Here is a 14,935-nt window from a genome sequence, read left to right as displayed (position 1 = left end):
CCTGCCGGCCTTACTGCAAGGCTGGCGCGGGGCGCGGCGTTTCGCGGATTTTGAGAATCCCGATCACATTACAGAGGCGCATGCGGCACAGCGTCAGCGCCTCTTCCTCCTCGGCTGCCACGCGCAGTTGCACTTCCATGCCGTGCAGGCCGGCTTCCATGCGCACGCCGCGCAGCTCGATGCCGCCACGCCGGATAATCGCCAGCGCCGATTCCAGCGAGTCGGTGGCGGTATGGGCTTCCACCCGCAGGCGGAAGGTCTTTTGTGGGGTTTGGACTAGCTCATTCATACGGTAACTTTAACTGCCCCGCGCGGGAATAGGCATCCAAAGATTATCCAATTTCATTCGATTTTTAGAATATTCTTCTTTTTAATATAGAATATTCACCAGAATAATCTTCGAATCGAAAAAAACATGGAACAACTGGATGAAACCGACCGCCGCATCCTGCGCGCCCTGCGCCGCGACGGACGCCTGAGCAATACCAAGTTGGCGGAGCAGATCGGCCTCTCCACCACGCCCTGCTGGAACCGCGTACGCGCACTGGAAGACAATGGCGTCATCGAAGGCTACACGGCCCTGCTCAACCAGCAGGCGCTGGGCCTGCCCGACACCGTGATCATCGAGGTCACTCTGGAACGCCACGACGACGACATGTTGGAAAAATTCGGCTTGGCCTTGGCCGAGCTGCCCGAGGTAATGGAAGCCTATCTGCTCACCGGCGATTACGATTACCTGATCAAGGTGGCGGTGGCCGGCACGGCGGGCTACGAGGAATTCCTGCGCCGCAAACTGTATAAGATGCCCGGCATCCGCCACAGCCGCTCGACCTTCGTGCTGCGCTGCCTGAAACGCGCGCACTCGGTGGAACCTTAAGCCAGTCCGTGGCAAAATGCGTCTCCAGCAAACGCATTTGCCGCCCGCAGCCGCCGCGCGGACTTCTCGATGAGCGCCACTCCCGTCACCGCCAAGCCGATTGTCCTGCGCAAGGACATGAGCATTCTGCAGGCCCATACCGCCGTCGTTGCCGAGTGCCTGCGCCATATCGAAGCCAATGCCCCAGGCGTCGCGGCCCAAGCCGATACCGAATTTCTGCACCAGATGCGCATTGGCCTGCGCCGCTTGAATGCCGCGCTGCACCTGTTCCGTGGAGTGCGTCCGCTGCCGGAAGCACTGCGTCTCGAAGTGAAATGGCTGGATGCGGCGCTCGCGCCGGCGCGCGACTGGGAAGTGCTGGCCAACAGCACCCTGCCACGCATCGCGGCCAGCGCGCCCGCCCATCTGGGCCTTGCGGCCCTGCTGCAGCTGGCCCAGGAGGCGGCGCGGCGCCACAACGCAAGCGCTGCGCAAGCGGTGGCCTCGCCGCGCTGCCGTTCCCTGCTCGACGCCCTGCATGCCTGGGCCGCGCAAACGCCGCAGGGTTTGCCGCAGCCGAATGCCCGGCTCAAACACTTCGCCACGGCCTTGCTGGACTCCGCCGGCAAACGCCTGCGGCGCCGTGCGCAGCATCTGTCCCAGGCCGGCCAGCGCCGCCTGCACCGCTCGCGCATCGCCGCCAAACGTCTGCGCTATACGCTGGAATTCTTCGCCAGCCTGTATCCGCAAAGGCAGGCCAGCCGCCGCATCGATACGCTGGCCGCATTTCAGGATGCGCTGGGCGCCATCAACGATGCCAGCGTGGCCCACGCCCTGCTGGAGCATGAAGCGGCCAGCCATCCGGGCCTGCATACCGCCACCGCCTATGTGCGTGGCTATCTGCAAGCCGACAGCCGGCATCAAGTCAGGGCGCTGAGCGGCCTGTGGAAGCGTCTGCGCCGCGCGCTCTGAGGGATTTTTACTTAAGCCTTTGTTAAATCGTAGTATCGTAGCAACGTCAAACTTGACATTGGGGTACAATGCCAGCTCCCTTTTGTATCAAAAGCGGCCGCTCCAAGCCTGCAAGGCCGCCAATAAGCACATGAAATCGATTACCACTCTCGCCTTGGCATTCGCCATGGCGCACGGCGCAGCTTTTGCCGCCGACGAAGAACTTCCGGAACGCGACTGGAGCGTTTCCGCCGAACTGGGCGCCATCACCACCACCGGCAACACCGCCGGCACCTCCGTCACCGGCAAGATCGACGCGCGCCAGGAGCTCGAAAACTGGAGCAACGAATACATCTTCAGCGGCTACTTCAAGGAAGACAAGAACGAGCAGGAAGACGGCAGCAAGGTCAAGGAGCGCTCGGCCGAACGTTTCGCCGCCTCCGCCAAGGCCGCGTACAAGCTGATTGGCGACGGCAAAAAGCTGTTCGTGCTCGGCTCCCACGTCGACGACAAATTCGGCGCCTATACCAAATACACCACCATCGCCGTCGGTCACGCCTCGCGCTGGTACAAGTCGCGCGACAAGACCATCGACGTGGAAATGGGTCCGGGCTACTTCAGCGGCACCCGCGCCAACGGCGACAAGGAAAACGGCCTGACCATCCGTGGCGCGGCCGCCATGCGCTGGCAGTTGAGCCAGACCGCCCTGTTCACCCAGACGCTCAGCGTGGAGCGCGGCACCTCGAACACCCACTCGGTGGCCGAGACGGCGCTCAGCACCAAGATCAACGGCACCATGCAGATGAAGGCCGCCTTCAGCGCCCGTAACGATACCAACGTTCCAGCCGATAAAAAAGGCACCGACACGCAAACTTCCCTGACCCTGGTGTATTCCTTCTGAAGGTCCGACGGGAAATCGATTGAAGCATTAGAATGCCTTGCCGCCAGCCATATTCAAGAGCTGGCGCCGAACAAGGAGGACTTATGCCGCAACAACAAGGCGACAATATCGATGTCCTGGCGCACAACCGCGCCTCCTGGGACAAGCAGGCATCCGAACAGCGCGAATGGTCGCGTCCCGTCAGCAGGGAAACCATCACCGCCGCCAAAGCCGGCAACTGGCAGGTGCATTTGACGCCGCAGCCGCTGCCATCCGCATGGCTGGGCGAAGTAAAAGGCAAGCACATACTCTGCCTCGCCTCCGCCGGTGGGCAGCAAGCGCCGGTGCTGGCCGCGGCTGGCGCCCACGTCAGCGTCTACGACATCTCCGACCGCCAGCTCGAACAGGATCGCATGGTGGCCCAGCGCGATGGACTGGAACTGCAAACGGTGCAAGGCGATATGCGTGATCTACGCGCCTTCGCCGACGCCTCGTTCGACATCGTATTCCACCCCATCTCCAACCTGTACGTGCCAGACGTGCGCCCCGTGTGGCAAGAATGCGCGCGCGTGCTGAAAAGCGGCGGCGCCCTGCTCGCCAGCTTCTACAACCCTGTTGTCTTCATCGGCGACCGCGACCCGGCGTATGCCGGACAAGGGCTGATCCGTCCGCGCTACCGCCTGCCCTACTCCGACGTGAACGACCTGGATGCCGCCCAACTGGCAGCCAAGCGCGAGCGCGGCGAAGCGATGGTCTTCGGCCACACCCTAAGCGATCTACTGGGCGGCCAACTCGCCGCCGGCTTCCTCCTCACGGATTTCTACGAAGACGCCGCCGCCCATCCCCGCTTCCTGGTCGACAACTACATGCCCACCTTCCTCGCCACCCGCGCTCTCAAGCGCTAACGCGCGCCCACCTTTGATCCAAATCAAAAAATGTCCCACCCTGGTGTCAGGCACCAGAGTCGGACATTCTTTGATCTAGATCAGTAAATGTCCTACCTTGGTGCCTGACACCAGGGTGGACATTTGTTGAGGAAGATCAAAGGGCTACATACTTTCCTTGACGACGCGGCCGTTGAGGGCTTGCAGCGGGCGGGCGTTGTGGGGGTAGATCTTGCTGAATTGCGTCAGCTGCTGGCTGGAGATTTCCACTGGCTGCTTGAGTACCAGCCAGTTGACTTCTTCGCTGCAGGGGGGCGTGGTCAGGGAGCCGGCGAAGTTGTAATAGCCTTGCTGTTCGGGCAGCAGGGATTTGAGGTCGAAGTCGCTCGTCAATTCGACTTCCTTGTTCTTTTCGGATGGGATCTGACTCCACAGCGTTTTGATCAGCGGGTTTTCCTTGCCGTTCTTGAACAGCACCGCGACCACGGCCAGCTTGTTGTCGGCACTTTTGTGCACGAGGTGGGCGACCATGCCATAGCGCTTGCCGTTGATGCTCTCTTCGCTCGGGTTGTGGAAGTGGAATTGCAGCAGCTCGTAACGCTTGCCGTCAAGGGTGATGCCGCTGCCGGCGCCGAAGTTCACCTGCACGGTGTGGCCGTTGTCGAGAATGCGCGGGGTCGCGGGCTTGTAGTCGAATTCGATCTTGGGCAGTTCGGCCTTGCTGGTCTTGCGGATGTCGATGGGCGATTGGTGGTGCCCCAGCTTGCAAGTCTTGTAGTCGTCATTCAGCTCGGACCAGTGTTTCGGCCCTTGCTTGCCTTCATAGGCCCAGGAGTGGCCTTGCCCTTTATCGGCAGCGAAGGCGTGGGATGGGAGCAGCGCGGCGGCGCAAAGCAGGGCGCCGACGATTGACAGTGGCTTCATGGGCATCTCCGTTCGGTTGTTGGATGATGGCAGCGGCTTGCATCCACTTCGCTACCATCCCGCGTTGGCGTTTGCACACTTTAGCAAAAGCGCTCGCGGCTGCCCATGCCGCACATCCAAACTGTTGGTTTATGCGCTCAACTGCTTCTGCGTCATGTAGAGCCGCGCATAGATGCCGCCTTGTTCCAGCAGCGCCTCGTGGCTGCCGATTTCGGCGATACTGCCGGCGTTCATGACGACGATGCGGTCGGCGTTCTCGATGGTCGAGAGGCGGTGCGCGATCACCACCGTGGTGCGGCCCTTCATCAGGCGCTCCAGCGCGGCCTGCACCTGGCGTTCGGATTCGGTATCGAGCGCACTGGTGGCTTCGTCCAGGATCAGGATCGGCGCATCCTTGTACAGCGCGCGGGCAATCGCCATGCGCTGGCGCTGGCCGCCCGACAGGCGCAAGCCGTTTTCGCCGACTTCGGTCTGGTAGCCCTGCGGCTGGCGCATGATGAATTCGTGCGCATACGCCGCCTTGGCCGCCGCTTCGACGCGCGCCGGGTCCGGAGCCGGGTCGCCATAGGCGATATTGTTGGCCAGCGTATCGTTGAACAGCACCACGTCCTGGCTGACCAGCGCAATCTGCTGGCGCAGGTCGGACAGGAGGTATTCGCGCAGGTCGACGCCGTCGAGCAGAATCTTGCCGCTGCCGACATCGTAGAAGCGCGGCAGCAGACTGGCCAGCGTCGTCTTGCCGCTGCCGGAACCGCCCACCAGGGCCACGGTCTCACCGGCGGCGATGTCGAGCGAAACGCCGCGCAGCGCAGGCGCCGCATCCGGGTCTTCCTCGTTGTAGCGGAAGCCAACGTCTTGCAGCGCGATGCGGCCTTCGGCGCGTGCCAGGCTGCGCTTGCCGGTATCCGGTTCGATTGGCGCGTCGATCAGGCCGAACACCGATTTGGCGGCAGCCAGGCCACGCTGCAGCGGCTCGTTGATCTTGGTCAGGTTCTTGATCGGCGACTGCATCGCCATCAGCGCGCCCATGAAGGCGACGAAATCGCCGGGCGACAGCGCGCCGCCGCGCGCGCGCAGCAGGGCGAAGTAAATCACGGCCGACAGGGTGATCCCGACCAGCATCATGATCAGGCCGGAGTTGGCGGCGGAAGTGGCCGAGTGCTTGACGGCGAGCTGGCGGTTCAGCTTCACCACCTCATCGAAGCGTTCCTGCTCATAGCGCTGGCCGCCGAAGATTTTCACCACGCGCTGGCCGCCGATGCTTTCATCGAGCACGCGGGTCAGCTCGCCCATCGCATGCTGGGCGCTTTCGCTCAGATTGCGCATGCGGCGGCCGGCGAAGATCACGATCACAGCCACCAGCGGCAGCAGGCCCAGACAGAACACGGCCAGCTGCCAATCGATGATAAAGAGGGAAATCAGATAGCCCACCGTTGCCACCGAGTCACGCACCGCCACGTTCAGCACATTCAGGCCGGCCTGCGACACCAGGCTGGCGTCATACGCCACGCGGGAGAGCGTGGTGCCGGTGGAGGATTGGTCGAAGTAGCGGTTGGGCAGACGCAGGATGCGCGAGAACATCTGTTCGCGCAAATTGGCCTGCACCCGGTTGCTCAGCCAAGAGGAACCATATTCGGCCGTGAAGCTGCTCACCATGCGCATGAAGGCGAGGAAAACGATCAACAAGGGAATCGCCCACAGCGCGGCCGTCGCCGGGTCTGCCGGCGTCAGGCGGTTGACCCAGCCTTGCACCGTCACCAGCACGCCGCTGGCGCCGGCGACCGCGCCGGACTGCACGTTCGGCTGCATGGCGTCGACCACATTGCGCAATTGCGCGATCAGCAGCACATCGGTCAACGCGGCCAGGGCCACGGCCAGCAAGGTACCGGCCATAACTCCGCCATAGCGAAGGAACTCATGAATCAGACGGGTATAGAGTTGGCGGCTTAGCACTGGAATCTGAAGAAATCGGAGAAAGGCAGCATTGTACCCGCCTTTCATACCTCTACAGCCTCGCAGATACGGCAGAGCTGCAACACTGTGACATTGTGTGAATATCCTCGCCCGCCGGCTGCCTATAGTGAAATATCAAACTAACATGAAAGGCAGCCATGTCCAAACCGTCCCCCGAGCAGGCAGACCTCGAGCGCAAACAGGATCTGGTCCGTAAGCTGGATATCCTGGGCTACAAGGCCCAGGACGATTTCGAGGCAGCCCTGGAGCATTTCCGCGCCGACGAAAAACTGGACAAGGAGGATAGTTACAAGCTGTGGCAGCGGCTCAACGAGCGCGCCGGCAGTGTCTTCAGCGAAGTGCTGCAGTATGAACTGGACGCCATCGCCGGCAGACAAGCCAAGCTGGCGCCGGCCAGCCTGTCGGAGACCCTGCACCAGGCCCACGAACGCAAGCTGGCTGGCCTGGCCTTCTCGGGCGGCGGCATCCGCAGCGCCACCTTCAACCTGGGCGTGATCCAGGCCTTGGCCGAGTTGCGCCTGCTCAGCACCTTCGACTACCTGTCCACCGTCTCGGGCGGCGGCTATATCGGCGGCTGGCTGTCGAAGTGGATCAAGGAAAAAGGCGGCGACGTGCGCGCCGTCGAGCAGGAACTGGCGCCTTCGGGCTCGCAGCGCGCCGGCCGCGCCGAACCGGCCCCGATCCAGTTCCTGCGCCAGTACAGCCACTATCTGACGCCGAAGACCGGCATGTTCAGCGCCGATACCTGGACCCTGATCTGTACCTATCTGCGCAATACCCTGCTGAACCTGACCATGCTGGTGGCTTGGCTGTCGGTGCTCTTCCTGCTGCCGCGCGGCGCCGCCATGTTGACCGAGATGCAGATGCTGGCGCCGGTGTCCGGCACGGTGGTGGGCGGCATCGCCTTCTTCCTGATGGCGATCTTCTTCATCGCGCTCAGCATCTCGTGCAAGGCGCCCGAGCCGGGACAGCGCCTGCCGCAGGACCAGGGAACCATCCTGTACACCATCTGCCTACCGCTGATCGCGGCCGGATACCTGAGCAGCATCGCCGTCTGGCAGCACCGGCATGAGCTGAAGGACTTCTGGGCGCAACTGCCCGACTCGCTGTTCGATATCCCCCAACCCTGGCACTTGCTGATCCCCGGCCTGGTCTACTTCGCCGTGTGGGCGGCCGGCTGGGGCTGCGCCCAGTACCAGAACGCCCGCTTTCCGCGCAGCGAGCCAAAGGAAAGCCATCTGGAACCGAACGCCGCGCCTTTGAAGGCCGCCGAGGAAAAGCTCCATGCCCGCCACAAGCTGGTGGTCGAAGGCGTGGGCCATCTGCTGTGCGCCATCGGCGCGCTGGCGGTCGGCACCTTGCTGCTGCTGAAAGGCGTGGCCAGCATCCCCAACGCGGTGCTGGACAAGATCGACGCCGTTAACCTGGCCACTTTCGGCATGCCGATGATGCTGCTGCTGTTCGGCGTGACCATCACGCTGATGATCGGCCTGGTGGGCCGCATGTACCGCGACGAAAGCCGCGAATGGTGGGCGCGCCAAGGCGCCTGGACCGCCATCTTCATGCTGGCCTGGTCGGGACTCTTCCTTTGCACCTTCTATATGCCGCCGCTGCTGGCCTGGGCCTTTGCCGAGTACCAGGCCCAGAGCAGCGCCGGCGCCCTCGCCATCGTCCTGTTGGCCTGGCTCGGCCTGCGCTCAGGCAGCAGCAATGCCACCGGGCGGCCGGGCAGTTCGTCGAAACTGGAGCTGGCGGCCAAGCTCGCGCCCTATGCTTTCATGCTGATTATCGTCGCCATCCTGACCACCTGGCTGCAAACTCTGGCCGCGCCCGCCCCCCGGCTGACGGCTGGTCCCCATCCGCTGTCGGCCTTCTATGCCGCCTATTTCAAGGCTTCGATGCTGTCGCATGGCTTGCTGATGCCCTTGCTGATTTATTGCACGATCACGGCTGCGGTGCTGGGCTGGCGCGTGGACATCAACAAATTCTCGCTGTATATGATGTACCGCATGCGCCTGGTGCGCGCCTATTTCGGCGCCAGCAGCAATCCGCGCGCGCCGCATCCCTTCACCGGCTTCGACGCCGCCGACGATATTCCCTTGCATAGCCTGCTGCACCAACGCCCGGACGGCACCATCCAACCGCAGCGGCCCTATCACATCATCAATACGGCGCTGAACCTGGTGAACGGCGAGGAACTGGCTTGGCAGATGCGCAAAGCCGCCTCCTTCTCGATGACGCCGGCCTTCTGCGGCTTCGAAATGCCGGCGCTGCCCGGCAGCCATGGCGACAAGGTGCCGAGCAAGATGCTGCGCGGCTGCTACCGTCCCACCAGCGACTACGCTTCCCGCCCCGCCCTCTTCAAGGACGATGACGCCTTGGTCAAACTGGGCCTGGCGGTGGCCGTCTCCGGCGCGGCCGCCAGTCCGAGCATGGGATATCACAGTTCGCCGCCTTTAAGCTTCCTGATGACGCTTTTTAACCTGCGCCTGGGCCGCTGGTCGCCCAATCCGCTCAAGGAACATAAATGGAAGCAGTCGGCGCCGCGCATCGGCTTTTTCAGCCTGGTGGCCGAGCTGTTCGGCCTGACCGATTCCAGCGCCAACTTCCTTTACCTGTCGGACGGCGGCCATTTCGAGAACCTCGGCCTGTATGAGCTGGTGCGGCGGCGCTGCCGCCTGATCGTGGTGGTCGACGCCAGCGCCGACCACAAATTCACTTTCGACGACCTGGGCAACGCCATCCGCAAATGCTTCACCGATATGCACGTGCCGATCCGCCTGAACGCCAGCCATATTGAAACCATGAGCGGGCCAACACCGGTGGGCGCGGCCTTCGTGACCGGCGAAATCAATTACGCCAAAGCGGACGGCGTGTGCGAAAACGGCGTCCTGCTCTACATTAAGCCGACCATGACCGGCAGCGAAAATGCCGACCTGCTCAACTACCGCAAAACCCACGCCGACTTCCCGCACCAATCCACGGCCGACCAGTGGTTCGACGAGGATCAGTTCGAGAGCTACCGCGCGCTGGGTTATCAGATCGCCATGGCGGCGCTGAAGGAAGCGGCGCTGAAATCGGCCAGCCGCCTGCCCGGCAGTCCCAGCCACCGTATCGGCTATCTGGCGCACCTGCTGCTGAAACAGGGCGAGGTCGAAGAACCGGCCAATGTACTGCCGCTGCATGGCGGCGAAGCGCCCAAACCGCCGGCGCCGCCTAAACCTTCAGCACCGGGCGTCAAGACCGGCGAGGCGGGCCAGCAACGCGCCTGAAGGCTTCCTAAAAATTTGATCTGGATCAATGATTTTTGCCTGGACGGCAGCGAAACTTCTGCTTATACGTCGTACAATCCGCCGTGCCAAAAGTACGGCATCGATTTATTCGCAGGAGTTCGCTCATGTTCAAACATATTCTCGTACCAAGTGACGGTTCGCTCGCATCGGAAGCCGCCATCCGCAGCGCCCTGCAATTCGCCAAGGAGACTGGCGCCCGCGTCACCGGCATGCATGTGCTGCCGGATTTTCACGCCCTGACCTATCTGCCCGAAACCCTGGACGGCGCGCCCGAAGTGCCGGACAGCACCAGCCGCGCCAGCCAGATCGTTGGCCGCATCGCCGAAGCGGCCGCGCGCATGGGCGTGCCTTGCGAAACGGTGCTGCGCCGTTCGGACCAGCCCTATGTCGCCATTGTATCGGTGGCCGGCGAACTCAAATGCGACATGATCGCCATGGCCTCGCACGGCCATCGCGGCATCAAAGGCCTGCTGCTCGGCAGCGAAACCCACAAGGTGCTGACCCATACCAATATTCCGGTATTGGTCTTCCGCGCCTGATTTCCGGCCTAGTGGCGCGCCGTGGCGGCCTTGCCGCCGCGCGGGCCGCGCTGGCCATGGCTCTCGGCCCGGCCATCCAGCTCCAGCATGCGATTGCACTGCGCCATGCAGCGCAGGCAGGCCGCCGCGCATTCCTCGCAATGCCACATCGCGTGCCTGTAACATTCGGCTGCGCATAAATCGCAGACTTCAGCGCAGGCCTTGCAAATCGCCAAAGCCGCGGGACTGCCCCTTTCCATCGCCCCTACCGCCAGACGGCATAGCTGGGCGCAGTCGGTGTCGAGCGCAATGCAGCCGGCCAGCGGCGTCACGTCATCTTCCTTCAAACAAGCGCTGGCACAGACATCGCAGGCATGCGCGCACTCGATGCAGGCCGCGATACAGCTTTGGTATTGTTCGGACATAACGCCTCCATATCCAAAGAGTCGAAAGTCCACCATACGCCCTTTGCGCGCGGCGGGACGCCAGCTTGCCCGCCTACATGCTTTCGCGCCTCATCTGCAGGTAAATCACGTCCCGGCCGCCGTATTGCCGGACGATTTCGCCTACGGCGGCAAAGCCGTTTTCTTCATAGAACCGTATTGCGCCCGCATTCGATTTCGCCACGTTCAATGAAAGGCCTTGCGGCGCCTCGGCCGATACGGCGTTCAGCAATGCCCCGCCCACGCCGCGTCCCCGGGCGCTGCTGTGCACGAAGAGCGCGCGCAACTGGCCGCCGAAGGCCGCCGAGAAACCAAGCACTTTCTCATTTTCAAAGACCAGCACCGCCGATTCCTTGAACGCCGCCTGGAGGGCAGTATCCCGATCCAGCGGCGTAATGACGAAACCGCCGCGCTCGAACGCCAGTTCATCGCGCTTCGCATCGAGATAAATCCGGCAAACCGCCTGAAAATCCGTTTCGATATAGGGCCGTACCGCCATGGCTTCTCCTTCGGTTTAAGCTTTGTCGATGCGCGCCGTGGCCGCCAGAAAACACAGTAGGGCCAACACGGCAATCCCCAGCAGCACGGCCAGCAGCAGCTCAGGCTCAAGACCCGCGCCCAGCAGCACCGCCAGCAGCAAAGGGCCGGTGGCGCGGCCTACCAGGCCTGGCGCGGCCATCGCGCCGGAGATGGCGCCGTAGTTCTGGCGGCCGAACAGTAGTTGCGGCACGGTGCCGCGCACAATGGTCTGGATGCCGTTACTCAGTCCATACAGCACGCAGAAAAGCGCCACCGCCCACTGCTGCTGATGCAGCAGCAGTACGGCCAGCAGGCCCGCCGGCAAGGCGGCGAAAGCGAAACGCCCCACATTCTGCGGCGGCGCCTGATGGAAGAACAGCCGCTCGGCGATGCGTCCGACCACCTGCATGGGACCGATCAACGCCGCCAGCGCCACCGCCGTTGCGGCAGGATGGCCGAAATGGATCAGCATCGGAATCAGGTGGGCCGACATCGCGGCGAAGATAAAGGCATTGGCAGCAAAGGCGAAGGCCAGCTTCCAGAAGGCGGGATGGCGCAGCGCCTGCTGCAGGCTGTAATCGCCGTCCGCGGCGGTCGCGCTGGTTTTGCCGGCTGTCTTTGCGCGCGGAGGAGCGGCGGGCAACAGCAGATGGGCAGGTAGGCACACAGCCAGATGCAGCGCCGCGTAGGCCAGGCAGGTCTGGCGCCAATCCAGCATGGACGTCAGTTGCAGCGTCAGCGGCCAGAATACGGTGCTGGCGAAGCCGCCAAACAGGGTCAGTGTGGAAATCGCCTTGCGCGCATCCAGCGCAAACTCGCGGTTGATGGTGGCGAAAGCGGCTTCATACAGGGTCAGCGCCATGGCGGCGCCGATCAGGGTCCAGGCCAGGAAATAGCTCCACAGCGCGCCACTCCAGGACAGCAGCAGCATGCCAGCTCCCGCCAGCAGCGAGCCCCCTGCCATGACCACGCGGCCGCCGATGCGGTCCAGCCAAGCGCCGGCCGGCGCGGCGGCCAAGCCGGCCACCACCAGGCTCCAGGAAAATGCGCCGTAGACCAGCTCTTGCCGCCAGCCCATCTCGCGCTGGATATGCGGCGCGAGGATGGTGATGCCGTAATAAAGAGAACCCCAGGAGACGATCTGCGTCAGCGCCAGAATCGCCAGCATGCGGCGCTGGCCGCGCGCCACGCTCATTTACCGATTACGCGGCGATACTCGCCATCGAAGCTCACATTGTGGCCGCCGCACTGCATATTGTCGTCGCTGATGCGCAGAATATCGCCATCGAAGTGCAGGTTCAGACGACAAGCCTGCTCGCCCTCTTCCTTATAGGCCGCGTTGCGCCCATCCAGGCGGGCCACGCCGTCGATCTCGCCCAAATTCACATTGCCGATAGCGGCATTGCCCACCCAGATAGCGCTGCCCAGCAGACGTACCCGGCCCGCATCCAGCTCGAACACATCGAGGGAAGCCTCATGCTTGTCCGGTTTGCCCTTGAAATAACGCATATAGAAGCCGCTTACGGGATGCGCGCCGGTGGCGGCACGGGCAAAGCCGCGCAAGTCGTTGTTCTGCTCCGCGTACAGCGTCTTCAGGCAGGCCGCGTCGGCGCAGTTGTCGCGCCGCTCCAGCCAGGCCTTCTGCCAGCGTTTCAGCGAAGCGCGGTCGCGCGCCTTGGCCTGCGCGTCCTTGTAAGCCTCGGCCAGTATTTCATCCTGCTGCGAGACCGTGCGGTCAGCGCAGATCAGTTTTTCCACGCGGCTGGCCGCCTTGCCGCAATCGAAGCTGGCCGCAAGAACCGGAGTGCCGATGGCCGCAAGCGCGGCGGCGGCGAGCAAATTCAATTTCTTCATGCCTTACCATTAATATAAGCCCGCCGCGATTCTACACCCTCCTCAGCCTGGGATCATGCCCGTTAAAAAGTAAGCCTGCAGCACCGTGATGACGGCTACGATCAAGGCAAACAGCAGGCTGTGTTTCAGCGTGAAGCGGAACAGGTCCGATTCGCGCCCAACCAGGCCGGTCGCGGCGCAGGCGACGGCGATCGATTGCGGCGAAATCATCTTGCCGGTCACGCCGCCGGTGGTGTTGGCAGCCACCAGCAGCGTGTCGGAGACGCCGATCTGGTGCGCGGTGGCGCTTTGCAGGGAGCAGAACAGCGCGTTCGACGAGGTGTCCGAGCCGGTCAGGAACACGCCCAGCCAGCCCAGGAAAGGCGAGAAGAAGGGGAACAGCGCGCCGCTGCCCGCCAGCAGCAGGGCCAAGGTCGAGGACATGCCCGAATAGTTGGCGACGAAAGCAAAGCCCAGCACCAGGCCGATGGACAGCACGGGACGGCGCAGCTCCATGACGGTTTCGCCGAAAGCCTTCAGGGCCGCACCCGGTTTCATGCGCAGCATCACGATGGAGATCAGGGCCGTCAGCAGGATGGCCGTGCCGACCGCCGACAGCAGGTCCAGCTTCAGCACCGCCTCATAAGGCTTGTCGCTGGTGACGATGGGCGCGGTCTTGATCACCAGCTGGTCGAGGTAGGGAATCTTGAACTTGAAAACCATGCCCGCCAGCGCGCCCTTGGCCGCGAACAGCGCCTTGAACTGCGGCAGGCTCCATACCGTGACGATGGCCGTGAGGATGCCGAACGGCGCCCAGGCGCGCACCGTTTGTGCAGTGCTGTAAGGAGAGCGCCGCTCCTTGCGCTCGCCGAACGAGCCTGCGACGCCGGCAGACGCGCCGCCACCGCCAAAGGCGCTCAGCACCGCCGCGCCGCCACCAGCGCTTTCCACGCCACTCACGCCAGCCGCCGCCGCGCGCGATTTGGCCGACGCCGGCTGCCACACTTTCAGGAAAGCCGTCAGCGCGAACAGACAGACCAGGGCCGACGTGATATCGGGCAGTTCTGGGCCGATATGGTTGGCGGTGAAGTACTGGGTGACGGCAAAGCTGCCGCCCGCCACCAGGGCGGCGGGCCAGGTCTGCTTCACGCCGCGCACGCCGTCCATCATGAACACCAGCCAGAATGGCACGAACAGCGACAGCAGCGGCAATTGGCGGCCCGCCATGGCGCCGATATGGAAGGCATCCAGCCCCGTCACCTGGCCCGCCACGATGATGGGAATGCCCATCGCGCCAAACGCGACCGGCGCGGTATTGGCGATCAAGCACAGGCCCGCCGCGTACAGCGGATTGAAGCCCAGGCCAACCAGCAGCGCCGAGGTGATCGCCACCGGCGCGCCGAAGCCCGCCGCGCCTTCCAGGAAAGCGCCGAAGGCAAAGCCGATCAGCAGCATTTGCAAGCGCTGGTCGTCCGTCACCGACATGATCGAGGCGCGGATGATTTCCAGCTGCCCGGTCTTGTCCACGATCTTGTAGAGGAAGACGGCGGTGATGATGATCCAGGAAATCGGCCACAGGCCATACACAAAGCCATAACCCGCGGCAGCCAGCGCCTGCGGCACCGGCATGCCATACGCAGTAATCGCTACGCCAAGGGCCAGCAGCAAAGTGATGCCGCCCGCGATATGGCCTTTGATGCGCAAGACGGCCAAGGCGAGGAAAAAGAAAATAATCGGTATCGCCGCCACCAGCGCGGACAGCCAAAGGCTGCCCAGGGGCGTGTAGAGTTGATGCCAGGCTTGCATGTCAGTCTCCTTCTATAGTTTTATGTGAAATTTGACGCGTCAGGCTGTGTGATG

The 14,935-nt window shown here is 63.2% G+C and carries 14 protein-coding genes; 6 read left to right on the top strand and 8 right to left on the bottom strand.

The window, feature by feature from the left end; all coding sequences use genetic code 11:
* Positions 1 to 10 precede the first annotated feature (10 nt).
* Positions 11 to 289: a hypothetical protein gene (locus FHS03_RS22445; RefSeq protein ID WP_229426348.1), complete on the bottom strand. Its 279-nt coding sequence runs from the start codon at positions 287 to 289 to the stop codon at positions 11 to 13.
* Positions 290 to 415: 126 nt separating this feature from the next.
* Between FHS03_RS22445 and FHS03_RS22440 the strand changes: the two genes are divergently transcribed.
* The 4 genes from FHS03_RS22440 to FHS03_RS22425 all read left to right on the top strand — a co-directional run bounded on the left by FHS03_RS22440 (position 416) and on the right by FHS03_RS22425 (position 3,592).
* Entirely contained in the window at positions 416 to 877 is a 462-nt protein-coding gene (locus FHS03_RS22440) for an Lrp/AsnC family transcriptional regulator (protein ID WP_176346207.1), read from the top strand.
* Positions 878 to 946: 69 nt separating this feature from the next.
* Positions 947 to 1,828 carry a CHAD domain-containing protein gene (locus tag FHS03_RS22435; RefSeq protein WP_183443153.1) on the top strand — a complete coding sequence of 294 codons (882 nt, stop codon included), beginning with the start codon at positions 947 to 949 and terminating at the stop codon, positions 1,826 to 1,828.
* 130 nt (positions 1,829 to 1,958) lie between these two features.
* Positions 1,959 to 2,708, top strand: a complete 750-nt coding sequence (locus FHS03_RS22430) for a DUF481 domain-containing protein (RefSeq protein ID WP_183443152.1) — start codon at positions 1,959 to 1,961, stop codon at positions 2,706 to 2,708.
* Positions 2,709 to 2,791: 83 nt separating this feature from the next.
* The gene (locus FHS03_RS22425; RefSeq protein WP_183443151.1) at positions 2,792 to 3,592 is read left to right on the top strand and encodes a class I SAM-dependent methyltransferase; all 801 of its coding nucleotides are present in this window, start codon (positions 2,792 to 2,794) and stop codon (positions 3,590 to 3,592) included.
* A 144-nt stretch (positions 3,593 to 3,736) separates the two neighbouring features.
* On the opposite strand, the gene FHS03_RS22420 is transcribed toward FHS03_RS22425, so the two are convergent.
* Both FHS03_RS22420 and msbA read right to left on the bottom strand, forming a co-directional pair.
* Positions 3,737 to 4,495, bottom strand: a complete 759-nt coding sequence (locus FHS03_RS22420) for a carbonic anhydrase (RefSeq protein WP_183443150.1) — start codon at positions 4,493 to 4,495, stop codon at positions 3,737 to 3,739.
* A 129-nt stretch (positions 4,496 to 4,624) separates the two neighbouring features.
* Positions 4,625 to 6,496 carry a lipid A export permease/ATP-binding protein MsbA gene (msbA, locus tag FHS03_RS22415; protein ID WP_221208227.1) on the bottom strand — a complete coding sequence of 624 codons (1,872 nt, stop codon included), beginning with the start codon at positions 6,494 to 6,496 and terminating at the stop codon, positions 4,625 to 4,627.
* Positions 6,497 to 6,606: 110 nt separating this feature from the next.
* Between msbA and FHS03_RS27950 the strand changes: the two genes are divergently transcribed.
* Together FHS03_RS27950 and FHS03_RS22405 are read left to right on the top strand one after the other, a co-directional pair.
* Complete coding sequence (locus FHS03_RS27950) at positions 6,607 to 9,741, top strand: patatin-like phospholipase family protein (protein WP_221208226.1); 3,135 nt, start codon at positions 6,607 to 6,609, stop codon at positions 9,739 to 9,741.
* 125 nt (positions 9,742 to 9,866) lie between these two features.
* Entirely contained in the window at positions 9,867 to 10,301 is a 435-nt protein-coding gene (locus tag FHS03_RS22405; protein WP_183443148.1) for a universal stress protein, read from the top strand.
* Between the two features lie 8 nt (positions 10,302 to 10,309).
* Here FHS03_RS22405 and FHS03_RS22400 read toward each other — a convergent pair whose 3' ends face one another.
* From FHS03_RS22400 to FHS03_RS22380, 5 genes are all read right to left on the bottom strand, one after another.
* On the bottom strand, positions 10,310 to 10,705 hold the full coding sequence (locus tag FHS03_RS22400; protein ID WP_229426346.1) for a four-helix bundle copper-binding protein: 396 nt from the start codon (positions 10,703 to 10,705) through the stop codon (positions 10,310 to 10,312).
* Positions 10,706 to 10,778: 73 nt separating this feature from the next.
* Complete coding sequence (locus tag FHS03_RS22395) at positions 10,779 to 11,222, bottom strand: GNAT family N-acetyltransferase (RefSeq protein WP_183443147.1); 444 nt, start codon at positions 11,220 to 11,222, stop codon at positions 10,779 to 10,781.
* A 15-nt stretch (positions 11,223 to 11,237) separates the two neighbouring features.
* Positions 11,238 to 12,437, bottom strand: coding sequence for an MFS transporter (locus FHS03_RS22390; RefSeq protein ID WP_183443146.1), 1,200 nt, complete (start codon positions 12,435 to 12,437; stop codon positions 11,238 to 11,240).
* A complete protein-coding gene (locus FHS03_RS22385; protein ID WP_183443145.1) occupies positions 12,434 to 13,096 on the bottom strand; it encodes a lysozyme inhibitor LprI family protein in 663 nt (220 codons plus the stop codon). The genes FHS03_RS22390 and FHS03_RS22385 overlap by 4 nt, the downstream gene beginning before the upstream one ends.
* A 42-nt stretch (positions 13,097 to 13,138) precedes the next feature.
* Complete coding sequence (locus FHS03_RS22380; protein ID WP_183443144.1) at positions 13,139 to 14,881, bottom strand: lactate permease LctP family transporter; 1,743 nt, start codon at positions 14,879 to 14,881, stop codon at positions 13,139 to 13,141.
* Between the last annotated feature and the right edge of the window lie 54 nt (positions 14,882 to 14,935).

This window comes from Pseudoduganella violacea (genome assembly GCF_014191875.1).
Lineage (GTDB): Bacteria > Pseudomonadota > Gammaproteobacteria > Burkholderiales > Burkholderiaceae_D > Rugamonas > Rugamonas violacea_A.
This window is presented reverse-complemented; position numbering and strand designations above follow the sequence as displayed.

Excerpts from the sequence above, each read along its gene's own strand:
- FHS03_RS22445 (WP_229426348.1), bottom strand. The coding sequence starts at position 289 with ATGAATGAGCTAGTCCAAACCCCACAAAAGACCTTCCGCCTGCGGGTG.
- FHS03_RS22440 (WP_176346207.1), top strand. The coding sequence starts at position 416 with ATGGAACAACTGGATGAAACCGACCGCCGCATCCTGCGCGCCCTGCGC.
- FHS03_RS22435 (WP_183443153.1), top strand. The coding sequence starts at position 947 with ATGAGCGCCACTCCCGTCACCGCCAAGCCGATTGTCCTGCGCAAGGAC.
- FHS03_RS22430 (WP_183443152.1), top strand. The coding sequence starts at position 1,959 with ATGAAATCGATTACCACTCTCGCCTTGGCATTCGCCATGGCGCACGGC.
- FHS03_RS22425 (WP_183443151.1), top strand. The coding sequence starts at position 2,792 with ATGCCGCAACAACAAGGCGACAATATCGATGTCCTGGCGCACAACCGC.
- FHS03_RS22420 (WP_183443150.1), bottom strand. The coding sequence starts at position 4,495 with ATGAAGCCACTGTCAATCGTCGGCGCCCTGCTTTGCGCCGCCGCGCTG.
- msbA (WP_221208227.1), bottom strand. The coding sequence starts at position 6,496 with ATGAAAGGCGGGTACAATGCTGCCTTTCTCCGATTTCTTCAGATTCCA.
- FHS03_RS27950 (WP_221208226.1), top strand. The coding sequence starts at position 6,607 with ATGTCCAAACCGTCCCCCGAGCAGGCAGACCTCGAGCGCAAACAGGAT.
- FHS03_RS22405 (WP_183443148.1), top strand. The coding sequence starts at position 9,867 with ATGTTCAAACATATTCTCGTACCAAGTGACGGTTCGCTCGCATCGGAA.
- FHS03_RS22400 (WP_229426346.1), bottom strand. The coding sequence starts at position 10,705 with ATGTCCGAACAATACCAAAGCTGTATCGCGGCCTGCATCGAGTGCGCG.
- FHS03_RS22395 (WP_183443147.1), bottom strand. The coding sequence starts at position 11,222 with ATGGCGGTACGGCCCTATATCGAAACGGATTTTCAGGCGGTTTGCCGG.
- FHS03_RS22390 (WP_183443146.1), bottom strand. The coding sequence starts at position 12,437 with ATGAGCGTGGCGCGCGGCCAGCGCCGCATGCTGGCGATTCTGGCGCTG.
- FHS03_RS22385 (WP_183443145.1), bottom strand. The coding sequence starts at position 13,096 with ATGAAGAAATTGAATTTGCTCGCCGCCGCCGCGCTTGCGGCCATCGGC.
- FHS03_RS22380 (WP_183443144.1), bottom strand. The coding sequence starts at position 14,881 with ATGCAAGCCTGGCATCAACTCTACACGCCCCTGGGCAGCCTTTGGCTG.